We start from the raw sequence: 14887 nt of genomic DNA on the forward strand, positions 1-14887 counted from the left end.
TGACTATACTGTTGTACCTATAAAGGAGCAGTGGAAACGCATTCACGTCCCGTATGATTCAGGGTCTTTATCTGAAAATGCGAGGTCGTGAAATTACAACAATCTGGAGGAATGTCGTGCAAACCTTTCAAGCCGATCTTGCCATTATAGGCGCCGGTGGCGCGGGATTACGTGCTGCAATTGCTGCCGCGCAGGCAAATCCTAACGCAAAAATCGCACTGATCTCAAAAGTGTACCCCATGCGCAGTCACACCGTTGCTGCCGAAGGGGGCTCAGCCGCAGTCGCCCAGGATCATGACAGCTTCGACTATCATTTTCATGATACCGTAGCGGGCGGAGACTGGCTGTGTGAACAGGATGTCGTGGACTACTTTGTCCATCACTGTCCGACCGAAATGACCCAACTGGAGCAATGGGGCTGCCCATGGAGCCGTCGTCCGGACGGTAGCGTCAACGTCCGTCGCTTCGGTGGGATGAAAATCGAGCGTACCTGGTTTGCCGCGGATAAAACCGGCTTCCATATGCTGCACACCCTGTTCCAGACCTCCCTGCAGTTCCCACAAATCCAACGTTTTGACGAACATTTTGTTCTGGATATCCTGGTTGATGAGGGACACGCTCGCGGCCTGGTCGCGATGAACATGATGGAAGGCACATTAGTGCAGATCCGCGCGAACGCGGTGGTGATGGCGACCGGCGGCGCAGGCCGTGTGTATCGTTACAACACCAACGGCGGCATCGTGACCGGCGACGGCATGGGCATGGCGCTGAGCCACGGCGTTCCGCTGCGTGATATGGAATTCGTTCAGTATCACCCGACCGGTCTGCCAGGTTCCGGTATTCTGATGACCGAAGGTTGCCGTGGTGAAGGCGGTATCCTGGTCAACAAAAACGGCTACCGCTATCTGCAGGACTACGGTATGGGTCCGGAAACCCCGCTGGGCGAGCCGAAAAACAAATACATGGAACTGGGCCCGCGCGACAAAGTTTCTCAGGCCTTCTGGCACGAATGGCGTAAAGGCAACACCATTTCAACCCCGCGCGGCGATGTGGTTCACCTCGACCTGCGTCATCTGGGCGAGAAGAAACTGCTCGAACGTCTGCCGTTTATCTGCGAACTGGCGAAAGCCTACGTGGGCGTCGATCCAGTGAAAGAGCCGATTCCGGTTCGTCCAACCGCGCACTACACCATGGGCGGTATCGAAACCGATCAGAACTGCGAAACCCGCATTAAAGGTCTGTTTGCCGTCGGCGAATGTTCTTCCGTTGGTCTGCACGGCGCTAACCGCCTGGGCTCTAACTCGCTGGCCGAGCTGGTGGTCTTTGGTCGTCTGGCGGGCGAGCAGGCGATGGAGCGCGCATCGACCGCAGACACCGCTAATGACGCCGCGCTGAACGCACAGGTTGCGGACGTTGAAAAACGCCTGAAAGACCTGGTTAACCAGGAAGGTAATGAAAACTGGGCGAAGATCCGCGACGAAATGGGTCTGTCCATGGAAGAAGGTTGCGGCATCTACCGTACGCCGGAACTGATGCAGAAAACCGTGGACAAGCTGGCCGAGTTGCAGGAACGCTTCAAACGCGTGCGCATTACCGACAACTCCAGCGTGTTCAACACCGACCTGCTTTACACGATCGAACTGGGTCACGGTCTGAACGTGGCAGAATGTATGGCGCACTCCGCGCTGGCACGTAAGGAATCACGCGGCGCGCACCAGCGTCTGGATGAAGGCTGCACCGAGCGTGACGACGTCAACTTCCTCAAACATACTCTCGCCTTCCGCGATGCTGATGGCACGACTCGCCTTGATTATAGCGACGTGAAAATCACCACGCTGCCGCCTGCGAAACGCGTTTACGGTGCGGAAGCGGAAGCAGCCGATAAGAAGGAGAAGGCGTAATGGCTGAGATGAAAAACCTGAAAGTTGAGGTGGTGCGCTACAACCCTGAAACCGACACCGCGCCGCACAGTGCTTTCTACGAAGTGCCCTATGATGAAACCACCTCACTGCTGGATGCGCTGGGCTATATCAAAGATAACCTGGCGCCGGACCTGAGCTACCGCTGGTCCTGCCGTATGGCGATCTGCGGTTCCTGCGGCATGATGGTGAACAACGTACCGAAACTGGCGTGCAAAACCTTCCTGCGTGATTACACCAACGGCATCAAGGTGGAAGCGCTGGGCAACTTCCCGATCGAACGCGATCTGGTCGTCGACATGACGCACTTTATTGAAAGTCTGGAGGCGATCAAGCCGTACATCATCGGCAATCCGCGCACCACGGATCAAGGACCGAACGTCCAGACCCCGGCACAGATGGCGAAGTATCACCAGTTCTCTGGTTGCATCAACTGTGGTCTGTGCTATGCCGCCTGCCCGCAGTTCGGCCTGAACCCTGAGTTCATCGGTCCGGCGGCGATTACGCTGGCGCATCGTTACAACGAAGACAGCCGCGACCACGGTAAGAAGGAGCGTATGGCGCAGTTGAACAGTCAGAATGGCGTATGGAGCTGTACTTTTGTGGGCTATTGCTCTGAAGTCTGCCCGAAACACGTCGATCCGGCTGCGGCCATTCAGCAGGGTAAAGTGGAAAGCTCGAAAGACTTTCTTATCGCCACCCTGAAACCACGCTAAGGAGTGCAACATGACGACTAAACGCAAACCCTATGTGCGGCCGATGACGTCCACCTGGTGGAAAAAACTGCCGTTTTATCGCTTTTACATGCTGCGCGAAGGCACCGCCGTTCCGGCAGTGTGGTTCAGTATTGAGCTGATTTTCGGTCTGTTCGCGCTCAAGCATGGCGTGGAATCCTGGGCAGGCTTCGTAGGCTTCCTGCAAAACCCGGTGGTGGTGATCCTCAACCTGATCGCCCTGGCGGCAGCGCTGCTGCACACCAAAACCTGGTTTGAGCTGGCGCCGAAAGCCGCCAACATTATCGTAAAAGATGAAAAAATGGGGCCAGAGCCGATCATTAAAGGTCTCTGGGTGGTTACTGCGGTCGTGACCGTAGTCATACTGTTTGTTGCCCTGTTCTGGTAAGGAGTCCGGGATGATTAATCCAAACCCAAAACGTTCTGACGAACCGGTATTCTGGGGTCTGTTTGGCGCAGGCGGTATGTGGAGCGCGATTATCGCGCCGGTAATGGTTCTGCTGGTGGGTATTTTGCTGCCGCTGGGTCTGTTCCCGGGCGATGCCCTGAGCTTTGAGCGCGTACTGGCGTTTGCCCAGAGCTTCATTGGTCGTGCGTTTCTGTTCCTGATGATCGTCCTGCCGCTGTGGTGTGGTTTACACCGCATGCACCATGCAATGCATGATCTGAAAATCCACGTGCCGGCTGGCAAGTGGGTCTTCTACGGTCTGGCGGCTATTCTGACGGTTGTCACCGCTATCGGGATTGTCAGCATCTAAATCCTCTGCCCTCTTGTCAGCCTGATAAGAGGGCAATTTTTTCTCCCTTCTGCCGCTATTTTCCCGCCAGGTTCTACACTTAAGTAAAAACCGCTTAAGGAAGACCTATGCGCCTGCTCCCCGTCGTTGCCGCTGTCACCGCGGCTTTCCTGGTCGTCTCCTGCAGTAATCCAACACCACCACGCGGCGTCACGGTGGTCACAAACTTCGACGCGAAACGTTACCTCGGCAGTTGGTATGAGATAGCTCGTTTCGATCACCGCTTTGAACGTGGTTTGGAAAAAGTGACGGCAACCTACAGTCAGCGCGACGACGGCGGTCTTAATGTCGTCAATAAAGGCTATAACCCGGACAGAGGCCGATGGCAGCAGACGGAAGGAAAAGCCTATTTTACTGGCGATCCCAGCCGCGCGGCGCTGAAAGTCTCTTTCTTCGGACCGTTCTACGGCGGATATAACGTTATCGCGCTCGACAGAGAGTATCGCCACGCGCTGGTTTGCGGTCCGGATCACGACTACCTGTGGATACTCTCACGCACCCCAACCATTTCTGATGAAATGAAGCAGCAGATGCTGGCCGTCGCGACCCGGCAAGGTTTTGATGTCAGTAAATTAATTTGGGTGAAGCAACCCGGCGCTTAATGGGTGCTCAGCTTCAGGCCAATAATCCCAACGACTATCAGCACCAGGCTGGCGAGACGCATCGGGTTGGCTGACTCTCCCAGCAGCACAATACCGGTAATGGCGGCCCCGACGGCGCCGATTCCGGTCCACACGGCATAGGCGGTACCGACGGGCAGCGTTTTCATCGCCCAGGCGAGAAGCGCCATACTGACAATCATCGCGGCGATGGTGATGACGCTCGGCGTCAGGCGACTGAATCCGTGCGTGTATTTCAGGCCAACCGCCCAAACCACTTCAAGCAGACCCGCAATTAACAAGATTATCCAGGACATATCAGGCTCCGTAGAAATGGGGCCGTCCCCAATGAAAGACGCGCTTGCAGGTCGTCCTGCAACGCGATGAGTAGAAAAATAATTCTGCCTGAGCGGGGATAAATTTCAACTTTTTTCTCTTTTGCCCGCTAAAGCGTCGAATTAGGCGCATTTCGAATCGCATTTTACGCATTCAGCACTGATCGGACTTCTCTATGATGGGACGCTTTCTGAAGTCAGGAAGCCACTAGCCTTACTTCTGAATGCGAAAACGTTATGTTGAAAATACTCGTGATTGACCGTTGCCACTTTACCCGTTCCGGGATCGAGGCGTGGCTTAATCGTTCTGAATTCTTTAATCACTCATTTCTGGTCTCCGGGCTTAACAACCTGCTGTTGGTGAAGGAGCATATCCAGCAGTGGAAACCGCACCTGGTGATCGCCGATCTTTATGGCTTTCTGAATGATGCGCGTTCTGTTCAGTACATTGCGCCGTTTGTTCTCGCCTGCGGTAGCAGCCCACTCATTTTGCTGGAGTCTGGCGGTCTGGCGGAAACCCAGCGCTACCCGGTTTATGCCGCGTTGTCGAAGCAGGTTGCTCTGCCGGAACTGGCGGAAAATATTCACAATGCGTTGCTCAGCGGTTCCGTCGCAGAAGCGCCTGGCAATGCTTCGCCCTTGCTGACGCCGCAGGAAGAAAAGGTACTGACGATGTGGATGGAAGGGGCAAGTAATAACGCCATCGCCTGTGCGCTCAGCATTCACGCAAAGACGGTCTATACCTATAAGCGCAATATCCGTATGAAGCTACACATGGACAATCGCTTTTCACCTTTTCTGGCGCTTTCCGAAATGAAAAGTTAACGGCACGACAGAGTTGCCGTACCGTTTACGCTGTTACTGCTGAGCTCGTGTCGCCGCGCCGGAAATAGCATCGCCGCCGTCAGAAATATCCTGACCAACGCCTCGCGTGGTATTACAGGCAGTCAACACGGAGGAAAGCACTAACACTGAAAAGATCGCTGCAATTGTTTTCTTAACCATAACGTCTTCCTTTTCTAGCCAATGTTATTTGAGTATTGCTACTTAATCATAGACAAGATCCGGAAAAATGACGGAACAGAGACAATTTTTAGGAAGACGAGAAAAAATTAGCTGGCGGCGTTCGAAATAGAGTTGCCGAGATGTTTCATGTCCTCACCAAAGCCCCGTGCGGTATTGCAGCCCGCCAGCAACGATGTGGTGAGAAGAATCAGTGTTACAAGACCGAGAAGACGTTTCATCATTCCTGCCCTGGAAACAGTGGTGCAGCGAAAGGGCTGCACCAAATTTATGCTGATCCACACCATCCTTCAGGATGAGATGGATTATTTAACGCGGGAAACGTATTCGCCTGAACGCGTATCCACTTTGATCACTTCGCCAATCTGAACGAACAGCGGAACTTTAACCACTGCGCCAGTGGACAGCGTTGCCGGCTTGCCGCCAGTCCCTGCGGTATCGCCTTTCAGACCCGGGTCGGTATCAACGATCTCCAGCTCAACGAAGTTCGGCGGCGTGACGGAGATCGGCTGGCCGTTCCACAGGGTTACGATGCACTCAGCCTGGTCCAGCAGCCATTTCGCGTTGTCGCCGATCGCTTTCGCATCAGCAGACAGTTGCTCAAAGGTTTCGTTGTTCATGAAGTGCCAGAACTCACCGTCGGTGTACAGGTAAGTCAGGTTCATATCGACTACGTCAGCGCCTTCTGCGGAGTCAGTAGATTTGAAGGTTTTCTCTACGCGAGTACCGGTCAGCAGGCGGCGCAGCTTAACGCGAGCAAAAGCCTGACCTTTACCTGGTTTAACGAATTCGCTGGCTTCAACCGCATAAGGTTCGCCGTCCAACATGATTTTAAGACCAGCGCGAAAATCGTTGCTATAGTACGTTGCCATAAGGCCCTCTGAAAATTGTTAACTGGTAGCTAAGCCACAAAATGGCGCATATTGTAACCCTAAATACCCCATCCAGAGAAGATTGGTTATCGCAACTTGCCGATGTTGTGACCGATCCCGATGAGCTCCTGCGTCTTTTAAACATTGAGGCAGACGAAAACCTGTTAGCCGGGCGTGACGCCAGACGTCTGTTCGCCCTGCGCGTGCCGCGGGCGTTTATCGCGCGCATGGAGAAAGGTAACCCTGACGATCCGCTTTTACGTCAGGTACTTACTTCGCAAGAGGAGTTTATCGCCGCGCCCGGTTTTTCCACCGATCCGCTCGATGAGCAGCACAGCGTGGTGCCCGGACTGCTGCATAAATACCACAACCGGGCGCTGCTTTTAGTGAAAGGCGGCTGCGCGGTAAATTGTCGTTATTGCTTCCGCCGTCACTTTCCTTATGCGGAAAATCAGGGCAATAAACGCAACTGGCAGGCCGCGCTGGACTATATCAGCGCCCACCCGGAGCTGGATGAGATCATTTTTTCCGGCGGCGATCCGCTGATGGCAAAAGACCACGAGCTGAACTGGCTGCTCACCCAACTGGAGGCCATCCGTCACGTTAAGCGTCTGCGCATACACAGTCGCTTGCCGATTGTTATTCCAGCGCGCATCACGGAGGGATTGGTGGCTCGCTTCGCGCACTCTTCTCTCCAGATCCTGCTGGTGAACCATATCAACCACGCCAATGAAATCGACGCCAGTTTTCGGGACGCTATGGCGAAATTGCGCACGGCTGGCGTCACGCTGCTTAACCAGAGCGTCCTGCTGCGCGGCGTAAATGACAACGCCCGGACGCTTGCCGCTCTCAGCAACGCCCTGTTCGACGCGGGCGTGATGCCCTATTACCTGCACGTACTGGATAAAGTGCAGGGCGCAGCGCATTTCATGGTCACCGATGACGAAGCGCGCCAGATTATGCGCGAACTGTTAACGCTGGTGTCGGGTTATCTGGTGCCTAAACTGGCGCGGGAAATTGGCGGTGAGCCCAGTAAAACGCCCCTCGACTTACAGCTACGTCAGCAATAAGCCACAAAAGGTGTCCGGTTCCGGACACCTCCATTTAAATTACCCGCTTTCCCGCTCTACATTATGTTACTTTAACGATAACTGTCGCATTATATATTTAAAAAACATATATATAGCTCGTAACTAATGATTTAATTAATAATTGGTTAGGGAGAACCTTGATGGCTATGAGTATCAAAGGCATTAATACAGGTGTTATTCGCAAATCGAATGAATTTATGGCGCTGGCGCTGAAAATAAAAGAGCCAAGAAATAAAGAATCACTGTTCTTTTTGACTGCGCTGGAGTTAAGGGATCTGCTGATCGCGCTGGAAAGCCGCCTCCATGAAAAGCAGCAATTAAATGCGGAACAGCGGCAGTACTATGAGAAAGCGCGCGATAAGGTCAGTAAAAAGCTGTTGGATAACACCCCGTCCATGGTGGAAGACGAACTTAAACACGCCGATGTCAACCGGCGCATTGTTTCTGTCACCTTATCCGAGGCAAATAGCGAGGACTTACTGTTCGTCTGCCAACTTCACGACGGCAGTCGCTGTGAATTGATAATTAACGAGCTGCAGATTGAAATGCTGGTCCAGGCGATAGTTCGGGCGTTGAGTAATGCCGGTATGCGTGAACTGGCGCTGCGGATTTCTTCTCTTCTCGACTTCCTGCCGTTATATGACGCCGACTGCAAGAGCAATGATAATCTGGAATATGACGCCTACGCGCAACCGGACTGGAAACACGCGCTTTTCAGCCACTATGTCGCGGTGCTTTACCGTTATACCGATGAAACCGGAAAAGAGCAGCACAGCGGCGTTGTGGTAAAAACCCGCTCGCCTTCCGGTAATAAAGAGGTGGAGTCGATTTCACGTCGGCTGCTCGAATTTAGTCCGAGACTGAAAAAGCTGGCAGGAAAGCCGTGTCAGGTATTCGCCAGAACGCTGGCCGCAGGGAAAACGCAGAAGCTCACTCAGGAACAGTGCCTGCGCGCGTTGCACCACTTACGCGTGCAGGCGGTTAAGGCCCCGCGGAATGCCTGATGGCGCTGCGTTTATCAGGCCTACAGGAGCCGTAGGCCGGATAAGTCGCGTCACGTCGCCATCCGGCAAGGAGAGTGCGATTAATTAGGGCACTTATAAACTTGTCCCGTCATTTCACTGGCGGTCGGGACAAAACTGGATAACATCCCCTGTGATGGGCTGCTTACGCCGTAAAGCACATTGCCGCCCATTGCCGCAGCCTGGTTACGCAGATCGTTTGCCGCGCCGCGCATAGAACCGCCTTCCTCGCCATGCTGACCAGAAAGCCAGTTGCTTTGCTTACCGGTTGCCGTACCAATCAGTTGGCACTCCGCGCCTGGCTTTTCTTCCATGAAGCGAACGCTTTGACCGGCAGCGCTCAGTTCGTTGCTGGAGCTACAACCCGCCATCAGTAGCGCGGCACCGACGATCCCTGCTAAATATTTCACGTGCATGTTATTCCCCATAATCAATGAGCTGGACTCGTTGTCCGTAGTTGAATCTTATACTAAAAAGATGACTAAAAGAAAAACCCCCGGACATTTCTGCCCGGGGGTTTCTCATTTTTCGCAATATGTTTGTTATGCGTATTTAATCGATATTTCACGTCGCAGGCAGGCGGCAAGTTCTTTTATCCCCAGAAGCTTACATCAGTAAGCTTCTGGGCAGAGAAACGCTGCCAACGTACCTGCGGCGGGAAGTATGAGGATTAAATTACATCATGCCGCCCATACCACCCATGCCGCCCATGCCGCCAGCAGCACCTAAGTCAGGCGCATCGCTTTTCGGCAGGTCAGTCACCATGCACTCGGTGGTGATCATCAGGCCAGCCACAGAAGCCGCGTACTGCAGTGCAGAACGGGTTACTTTGGTCGGATCCAGGATACCCATGTCGATCATGTTGCCGTATTCTTCAGTTGCCGCGTTGTAACCGTAGTTGCCGTCGCCGCTCTTCACGGTGTTAGCCACAACAGACGGTTCTTCGCCGCAGTTCAGCACGATCTGACGCAGAGGCGCTTCCATTGCGCGCAGCGCAACTTTAATACCGACGTTCTGATCTTCGTTCTGACCTTTCAGCTCGGCGATTTTGCTTGCCACGCGAATCAGCGCAACGCCACCACCGGCAACCACGCCTTCTTCTACCGCTGCACGGGTCGCGTGCAGGGCATCTTCAACGCGCGCTTTTTTCTCTTTCATTTCAACTTCGGTCGCCGCGCCAACTTTGATCACTGCCACGCCGCCTGCCAGTTTCGCTACGCGCTCCTGCAGTTTTTCACGATCGTAGTCAGAAGTGGCTTCTTCGATCTGCTGACGAATCTGCGTCACACGACCCTGGATTGCCGCTTCTTCACCCACGCCATCGATGATGGTGGTGGTGTCTTTATTGATCACAACGCGTTTTGCCTGGCCCAGGTCTTCCAGGGTGGCTTTTTCCAGTTCCATACCGATCTCTTCAGAGATAACGGTACCGCCGGTCAGGGTTGCGATATCCTGCAGCATCGCTTTACGACGGTCGCCGAAGCCAGGCGCTTTAACCGCAGCCACTTTCACGATGCCGCGCATGGTGTTAACCACCAGGGTCGCCAGCGCTTCGCCTTCCACATCTTCCGCAATGATCAGCAGCGGTTTGCCTGCTTTCGCAACGGCTTCCAGAACCGGCAGCATTTCACGGATGTTGGAGATTTTCTTGTCAGCCAGCAGGATGAACGGGCTTTCCAGTTCTACTGCGCCAGTTTCCGGCTTGTTGATGAAGTATGGAGACAGGTAGCCACGGTCGAACTGCATACCTTCAACCACGTCCAGTTCGTCCTGCAGACCGGTACCGTCTTCAACGGTGATCACGCCTTCTTTGCCGACTTTGTCCATCGCTTCCGCGATCAGTTTACCCACGGTTTCGTCGGAGTTCGCGGAGATGGTCCCTACCTGAGCAATCGCTTTGGAGTCAGAGCACGGTACGGACAGCGCTTTCAGTTCTTCAACCGCCGCAGCGACAGCTTTGTCGATACCACGTTTCAGATCCATCGGGTTCATGCCCGCAGCAACGGCTTTCAGACCTTCAGTAATGATGGACTGAGCCAGTACGGTTGCAGTGGTCGTACCGTCGCCCGCAGCGTCGTTCGCTTTAGAGGCCACTTCTTTTACCATCTGCGCGCCCATGTTTTCGAACTTGTCTTCCAGTTCGATTTCACGTGCTACGGATACGCCATCTTTAGTGATGGTCGGGGCACCGAAGGATTTGTCCAGGACAACGTTGCGGCCTTTCGGTCCGAGGGTCACTTTCACTGCGTCTGCCAGTACGTTTACGCCGCGCAGCATTTTCACACGAGCGTCGTTACCGAATTTTACGTCTTTAGCTGCCATGTTCTTATTTCCTCAAATTCGTACAGTTTCGTGCGTTAATTACGCTTCAACAATTGCCAGAATGTCGCTTTCAGACATGATCAACACTTCTTCATTGTCGATCTTCTCAGACTTCACACCGTAACCATCGTTGAAAATCACGATGTCGCCGACTTTCACGTCCAGCGGTTGAACGGTACCGTTATCCAGGATGCGGCCCTTACCGACAGCGATGATCTCGCCACGTGTTGATTTACCCGCTGCAGAACCGGTAAGTACGATGCCGCCAGCTGATTTGGATTCAACTTCTTTACGCTTGACGATCACACGATCATGTAACGGACGAATACTCATTGATAGCTCTCCTTTGAGAAGGTCTTTATCAGTTATGGATGACGCCGGCCCGTAAAGGTTCCCCGGCTAGTGACCAGAGAGATGGGGATGGGGTTTTACCCCTTCAAGGGGTAACGCAAAAAAAAATTATCTTCAGCGAAAAATCCTGTAAAAACACGGCTTACCTCACATTTCTCGTCTATTTAATCGCCTGCGTCATAAGCAAATCCGATTGTGATACCATCGAAAATCTGCGCAGTTGCCTGACACCAGGCGCAACCGGATAACTTCTCATGAGTGGACTGAAACAAGAGCTGGGACTGGCTCAGGGCATCGGCCTGTTGTCGACATCGTTATTAGGCACCGGCGTCTTCGCCGTTCCGGCGCTGGCGGCGCTGGTTGCAGGCAACAATAGCCTGTGGGCCTGGCCAATTTTGATCGTTTTAGTGTTTCCCATCGCGATTGTCTTTGCACTGTTGGGCCGTCACTACCCCAGCGCGGGCGGCGTCGCTCATTTCGTCGGCATGGCGTTTGGTCCACATCTGGAACGCGTCACCGGTTGGCTGTTTTTATCCGTGATCCCCGTGGGGCTCCCCGCCGCCCTGCATATCGCCGCCGGATTTGGCCAGGCGATGTTTGGCTGGCACGGCTGGCAGCTTTTGCTCGCGGAACTGGGCACGCTGGCGCTGGTGTGGTACATCGGTTCGCGCGGCGCCAGCTCCAGCGCCAATCTGCAATCGGTAATTGCCGGGCTTATCGTCGCGCTGATTGTCGCTATCTGGTGGGCAGGCGACCTGAAACCGGCGGAAATCCCCTTCCCTGCCCCTGGCGAAATAGAGATGTCAGGATTGTTTTCAGCGCTGTCGGTGATGTTCTGGTGTTTTGTGGGTCTGGAAGCGTTCGCTCATCTCGCCTCTGAATTTAAAAAACCGGAACGCGATTTCCCCCGCGCGCTGATGATTGGCCTGCTGCTGGCGGGCTCCGTCTACTGGGGCTGCACCGTTGTGGTACTGCATTTTGGCGCCTATGGCGAGACGATGGCGGCCGCAGCATCGCTGCCTGACATCGTGGTGCGGCTGTTTGGCGTGCAGGCGCTGTGGGTGGCTTGCGTCATTGGATATCTGGCCTGCTTTGCCAGCCTCAATATTTATATCCAGAGCTTTGCCCGCCTGGTGTGGTCCCAGGCGCAATATAAACCCGATCATTATCTGGCCCGCCTCTCGCCACGCCATATTCCGCGTAATGCATTGAATGCCGTGTTGGGTTGTTGTGTAGTCAGCACACTGTGTATTTACGCGCTGGAGATCAATCTTGATGCGCTGATCGTCTACGCCAACGGCATCTTTATCATGATTTATCTGCTGTGCATGCTGGCCGGATGCCGTCTGCTGAAAGGTCGCTACCGCGCGCTGGCGGTGGTTGGCGGGGCATTGTGTTTGCTGTTGCTGGCGATGGTGGGCTGGAAAAGCCTGTACGCGCTGGTGATGCTGGCCGGACTATGGCTGTTTTTGCCGAAACGGAAAAAAGTGGAAAGTCGGTTGTAGTTCGAGTGGCCCGGCCGACGCGCAGCGTTCCGGGCCTGCGCAGTCACAAAGCAATCAATCGCGGCGATCGTCTTTATGTTCGATACGGTCACGCTCTTCATCTTTACGCTGAAACTCGCCGTCAAACGTCTCGCCGCCGCCCGTTCCGGCGCTAAATCCACCGCCCGGCATTCGGGAAAAACGCAAATGCGGCAGCAGCTTCATCGTCAGATGCTTTTGCACAGGGGGTAATAAAAGAAGCAGGCCGAGGAAGTCGGTAAAAAAGCCAGGCAACAACAGCAGCAGACCGGCAATGATCAGCGACACGCTCTTGATCATCTCCGCCGCCGGGCTCTCACCCGCCGCCATTTTCTGCTGCATCAGCATAAAATTCTTAAATCCCTGGTTACGCACCAGCGACATCCCAATCACCGACGTGAAGATGACGAGGATCAGGGTCATCAGCACGCCCAAAACATGGGCGACCTGAATAAAGATAGAAATCTCAATATAAACATAGAGAAAGACAGCAAGTAACGGTATCCAGCGCAAGGGGTTCTCCTGTGGCAGACCGCCGTTTCACCCACGTCGGCCTGAAATTGGTTGCGATTCGCATTAGTCAGTTGTTGGGGTAGTTCGCAAAATTTCAAGCTGTTTGTACACTTATTTTTGGAGTTAATCCTGAAGCGGTGACATATTTCACAAAATAATAATTAAGGGGTAATTAGTACCACTTAAAGTGATCCAGATTACGGCACAATTCCTGCAGCAGCATATGATCTCGTATACCAGACTGACGGAGGGGATAATCGTCGGTCAAGAAACAATCGAAACCACATATGTTCTGTGTGTTTAGTGCATTCATTGGCAGCTTTAAAAAAGAAGGTTCACATGTTAAACAACATTCGTATCGAAGAAGATCTGTTGGGTACCAGGGAAGTTCCAGCTGAAGCCTACTATGGTGTTCACACTCTGAGAGCGATTGAAAACTTCTACATTAGCAACAGCAAAATCAGCGATATCCCTGAGTTTGTGCGCGGAATGGTAATGGTGAAGAAGGCCGCGGCTCTGGCGAACAAAGAGCTGCAAACCATTCCTAAGAGTGTGGCGAATGCAATCATCGCCGCATGTGATGAAGTCCTGAATAACGGCAAATGCATGGACCAGTTCCCGGTAGATGTCTACCAGGGCGGCGCGGGCACTTCCGTTAACATGAACACCAACGAAGTGCTGGCCAATATCGGGCTGGAGCTGATGGGTCACCAGAAAGGTGAATATCAGTACCTGAACCCGAACGACCACGTGAACAAATGTCAGTCTACTAACGACGCCTACCCAACCGGTTTCCGCATCGCGGTTTACGCCTCTATCGTTAAACTGATCGACGCCATTAACCAGCTGCGTGAAGGCTTTGAACGTAAAGCTGTCGAATTCCAGGACATCCTGAAAATGGGTCGTACCCAGTTGCAGGATGCGGTGCCAATGACGCTGGGTCAGGAATTCCGCGCGTTCAGCGTCCTGCTGAAAGAAGAAGTGAAAAACATCGAGCGTACCGCCGAGCTGCTGCTGGAGGTTAACCTTGGCGCAACGGCTATCGGTACCGGTCTGAATACCCCGAAAGAATACTCCCCGCTGGCTGTCCAGAAACTGGCGGAAGTAACAGGTTTCGCCTGCGTTCCGGCTGAAGACCTGATCGAAGCGACCTCTGACTGCGGCGCTTATGTCATGGTGCACAGCGCGCTGAAACGCCTTGCCGTGAAGATGTCCAAAATCTGTAACGACCTGCGTCTGCTCTCCTCTGGCCCACGTGCCGGCCTGAACGAGATCAACCTGCCGGAACTGCAAGCGGGCTCTTCCATCATGCCAGCCAAAGTGAACCCGGTTGTGCCAGAAGTCGTAAACCAGGTGTGCTTCAAAGTTATTGGTAACGACACCACTGTTACCATGGCGTCTGAAGCGGGTCAGTTGCAGCTGAACGTGATGGAGCCCGTTATTGGTCAGGCGATGTTCGAATCTATCCACATTCTGAGCAACGCTTGCTATAACCTGCTGGAAAAATGCGTTAACGGTATCACCGCTAACAAAGACGTGTGCGAAGGGTACGTCTTCAACTCTATCGGTATTGTCACCTACCTCAACCCGTTCATCGGCCACCACAACGGCGACATCGTTGGTAAGATTTGCGCCGAAACCGGTAAGAGCGTCCGTGAAGTGGTGCTGGAGCGTGGTCTGTTGACTGAAGCAGAGCTAGACGATATTTTCTCCGCACAAAACCTGATGCACCCTGCTTACAAAGCAAAACGCTATACTGATGAAAGCGAACAGTAATCATACAGGG

Annotated in this window: 18 protein-coding genes; 10 read left to right on the forward strand and 8 right to left on the reverse strand. The window is 53.6% G+C overall.

Annotated elements, in window-relative coordinates:
- The first annotated feature begins 116 nt into the window (after positions 1-116).
- The 5 genes from frdA to JY391_RS20025 all read left to right on the forward strand — a co-directional run bounded on the left by frdA (position 117) and on the right by JY391_RS20025 (position 4052).
- Positions 117-1901 (forward strand): fumarate reductase (quinol) flavoprotein subunit, encoded by a 1785-nt coding sequence (gene frdA, locus JY391_RS20005; RefSeq protein ID WP_042289775.1) that lies wholly within the window; start codon positions 117-119, stop codon positions 1899-1901.
- Positions 1901-2635 (forward strand): fumarate reductase iron-sulfur protein, encoded by a 735-nt coding sequence (gene frdB / locus JY391_RS20010; protein ID WP_042289627.1) that lies wholly within the window; start codon positions 1901-1903, stop codon positions 2633-2635. The genes frdA and frdB overlap by 1 nt, the downstream gene beginning before the upstream one ends.
- Positions 2636-2645: 10 nt before the next feature.
- Positions 2646-3041, forward strand: a complete 396-nt coding sequence (frdC, locus tag JY391_RS20015; RefSeq protein WP_042289631.1) for a fumarate reductase subunit FrdC — start codon at positions 2646-2648, stop codon at positions 3039-3041.
- Positions 3042-3051: 10 nt separating this feature from the next.
- The gene (gene frdD / locus JY391_RS20020; RefSeq protein ID WP_042289633.1) at positions 3052-3411 is read left to right on the forward strand and encodes a fumarate reductase subunit FrdD; all 360 of its coding nucleotides are present in this window, start codon (positions 3052-3054) and stop codon (positions 3409-3411) included.
- Between the two features lie 107 nt (positions 3412-3518).
- On the forward strand, positions 3519-4052 hold the full coding sequence (locus tag JY391_RS20025; protein WP_211934901.1) for a lipocalin family protein: 534 nt from the start codon (positions 3519-3521) through the stop codon (positions 4050-4052).
- Here JY391_RS20025 and sugE read toward each other — a convergent pair.
- The gene (sugE, locus tag JY391_RS20030) at positions 4049-4366 is read right to left on the reverse strand and encodes a quaternary ammonium compound efflux SMR transporter SugE (protein ID WP_211934902.1); all 318 of its coding nucleotides are present in this window, start codon (positions 4364-4366) and stop codon (positions 4049-4051) included. The genes JY391_RS20025 and sugE overlap by 4 nt on opposite strands.
- 255 nt (positions 4367-4621) lie before the next feature.
- On the opposite strand from sugE, the gene JY391_RS20035 reads away from it, so the two are divergent.
- Complete coding sequence (locus JY391_RS20035; RefSeq protein WP_042289640.1) at positions 4622-5209, forward strand: LuxR C-terminal-related transcriptional regulator; 588 nt, start codon at positions 4622-4624, stop codon at positions 5207-5209.
- Positions 5210-5242: 33 nt separating this feature from the next.
- Here JY391_RS20035 and ecnB read toward each other — a convergent pair whose 3' ends face one another.
- The 3 genes from ecnB to efp all read right to left on the reverse strand — a co-directional run bounded on the left by ecnB (position 5243) and on the right by efp (position 6279).
- On the reverse strand, positions 5243-5389 hold the full coding sequence (gene ecnB, locus JY391_RS20040; RefSeq protein ID WP_042289642.1) for a lipoprotein toxin entericidin B: 147 nt from the start codon (positions 5387-5389) through the stop codon (positions 5243-5245).
- 107 nt (positions 5390-5496) lie between these two features.
- Complete coding sequence (locus tag JY391_RS20045) at positions 5497-5631, reverse strand: entericidin A/B family lipoprotein (RefSeq protein WP_060570444.1); 135 nt, start codon at positions 5629-5631, stop codon at positions 5497-5499.
- 81 nt (positions 5632-5712) lie between these two features.
- Entirely contained in the window at positions 5713-6279 is a 567-nt protein-coding gene (gene efp / locus JY391_RS20050; protein ID WP_042289645.1) for an elongation factor P, read from the reverse strand.
- A 41-nt stretch (positions 6280-6320) separates the two neighbouring features.
- Here efp and epmB point away from each other — a divergent pair, with 41 nt between their 5' ends.
- Both epmB and yjeJ read left to right on the forward strand, forming a co-directional pair.
- Positions 6321-7349, forward strand: a complete 1029-nt coding sequence (epmB, locus tag JY391_RS20055) for an EF-P beta-lysylation protein EpmB (protein WP_211934903.1) — start codon at positions 6321-6323, stop codon at positions 7347-7349.
- A 161-nt stretch (positions 7350-7510) separates the two neighbouring features.
- Positions 7511-8374 carry a YjeJ family protein gene (gene yjeJ / locus JY391_RS20060; RefSeq protein WP_211934904.1) on the forward strand — a complete coding sequence of 288 codons (864 nt, stop codon included), beginning with the start codon at positions 7511-7513 and terminating at the stop codon, positions 8372-8374.
- 80 nt (positions 8375-8454) lie between these two features.
- Here the strand turns inward: yjeJ and JY391_RS20065 are convergent, their stop codons facing one another.
- From JY391_RS20065 to JY391_RS20075, 3 genes are all read right to left on the reverse strand, one after another.
- A complete protein-coding gene (locus JY391_RS20065) occupies positions 8455-8808 on the reverse strand; it encodes a DUF4156 domain-containing protein (protein ID WP_042289653.1) in 354 nt (117 codons plus the stop codon).
- A 259-nt stretch (positions 8809-9067) separates the two neighbouring features.
- On the reverse strand, positions 9068-10714 hold the full coding sequence (gene groL, locus JY391_RS20070; protein WP_042289655.1) for a chaperonin GroEL: 1647 nt from the start codon (positions 10712-10714) through the stop codon (positions 9068-9070).
- Between the two features lie 39 nt (positions 10715-10753).
- Positions 10754-11047, reverse strand: a complete 294-nt coding sequence (locus tag JY391_RS20075) for a co-chaperone GroES (RefSeq protein WP_000027827.1) — start codon at positions 11045-11047, stop codon at positions 10754-10756.
- Positions 11048-11319: 272 nt separating this feature from the next.
- On the opposite strand from JY391_RS20075, the gene yjeH reads away from it, so the two are divergent.
- Positions 11320-12570, forward strand: a complete 1251-nt coding sequence (gene yjeH, locus JY391_RS20080; RefSeq protein ID WP_181822144.1) for an L-methionine/branched-chain amino acid transporter — start codon at positions 11320-11322, stop codon at positions 12568-12570.
- A 54-nt stretch (positions 12571-12624) separates the two neighbouring features.
- On the opposite strand, the gene JY391_RS20085 is transcribed toward yjeH, so the two are convergent.
- Positions 12625-13101, reverse strand: a complete 477-nt coding sequence (locus JY391_RS20085; protein ID WP_042289660.1) for an FxsA family protein — start codon at positions 13099-13101, stop codon at positions 12625-12627.
- Between the two features lie 339 nt (positions 13102-13440).
- On the opposite strand from JY391_RS20085, the gene aspA reads away from it, so the two are divergent.
- Complete coding sequence (aspA, locus tag JY391_RS20090; protein ID WP_042289667.1) at positions 13441-14877, forward strand: aspartate ammonia-lyase; 1437 nt, start codon at positions 13441-13443, stop codon at positions 14875-14877.
- Positions 14878-14887 lie beyond the last annotated feature (10 nt).

The sequence above is a fragment of the Citrobacter sedlakii genome (genome assembly GCF_018128425.1).
Lineage (GTDB): Bacteria > Pseudomonadota > Gammaproteobacteria > Enterobacterales > Enterobacteriaceae > Citrobacter_A > Citrobacter_A sedlakii.

Bases quoted from the DNA above. Each gene is read 5' to 3' on its own strand.
- frdB (WP_042289627.1), top strand. From the start codon at position 1,901: ATGGCTGAGATGAAAAACCTGAAAGTTGAGGTGGTGCGCTACAACCCT.
- frdC (WP_042289631.1), top strand. From the start codon at position 2,646: ATGACGACTAAACGCAAACCCTATGTGCGGCCGATGACGTCCACCTGG.
- frdD (WP_042289633.1), top strand. From the start codon at position 3,052: ATGATTAATCCAAACCCAAAACGTTCTGACGAACCGGTATTCTGGGGT.
- JY391_RS20025 (WP_211934901.1), top strand. From the start codon at position 3,519: ATGCGCCTGCTCCCCGTCGTTGCCGCTGTCACCGCGGCTTTCCTGGTC.
- sugE (WP_211934902.1), bottom strand. From the start codon at position 4,366: ATGTCCTGGATAATCTTGTTAATTGCGGGTCTGCTTGAAGTGGTTTGG.
- JY391_RS20035 (WP_042289640.1), top strand. From the start codon at position 4,622: ATGTTGAAAATACTCGTGATTGACCGTTGCCACTTTACCCGTTCCGGG.
- ecnB (WP_042289642.1), bottom strand. From the start codon at position 5,389: ATGGTTAAGAAAACAATTGCAGCGATCTTTTCAGTGTTAGTGCTTTCC.
- JY391_RS20045 (WP_060570444.1), bottom strand. From the start codon at position 5,631: ATGATGAAACGTCTTCTCGGTCTTGTAACACTGATTCTTCTCACCACA.
- efp (WP_042289645.1), bottom strand. From the start codon at position 6,279: ATGGCAACGTACTATAGCAACGATTTTCGCGCTGGTCTTAAAATCATG.
- epmB (WP_211934903.1), top strand. From the start codon at position 6,321: ATGGCGCATATTGTAACCCTAAATACCCCATCCAGAGAAGATTGGTTA.
- yjeJ (WP_211934904.1), top strand. From the start codon at position 7,511: ATGGCTATGAGTATCAAAGGCATTAATACAGGTGTTATTCGCAAATCG.
- JY391_RS20065 (WP_042289653.1), bottom strand. From the start codon at position 8,808: ATGCACGTGAAATATTTAGCAGGGATCGTCGGTGCCGCGCTACTGATG.
- groL (WP_042289655.1), bottom strand. From the start codon at position 10,714: ATGGCAGCTAAAGACGTAAAATTCGGTAACGACGCTCGTGTGAAAATG.
- JY391_RS20075 (WP_000027827.1), bottom strand. From the start codon at position 11,047: ATGAGTATTCGTCCGTTACATGATCGTGTGATCGTCAAGCGTAAAGAA.
- yjeH (WP_181822144.1), top strand. From the start codon at position 11,320: ATGAGTGGACTGAAACAAGAGCTGGGACTGGCTCAGGGCATCGGCCTG.
- aspA (WP_042289667.1), top strand. From the start codon at position 13,441: ATGTTAAACAACATTCGTATCGAAGAAGATCTGTTGGGTACCAGGGAA.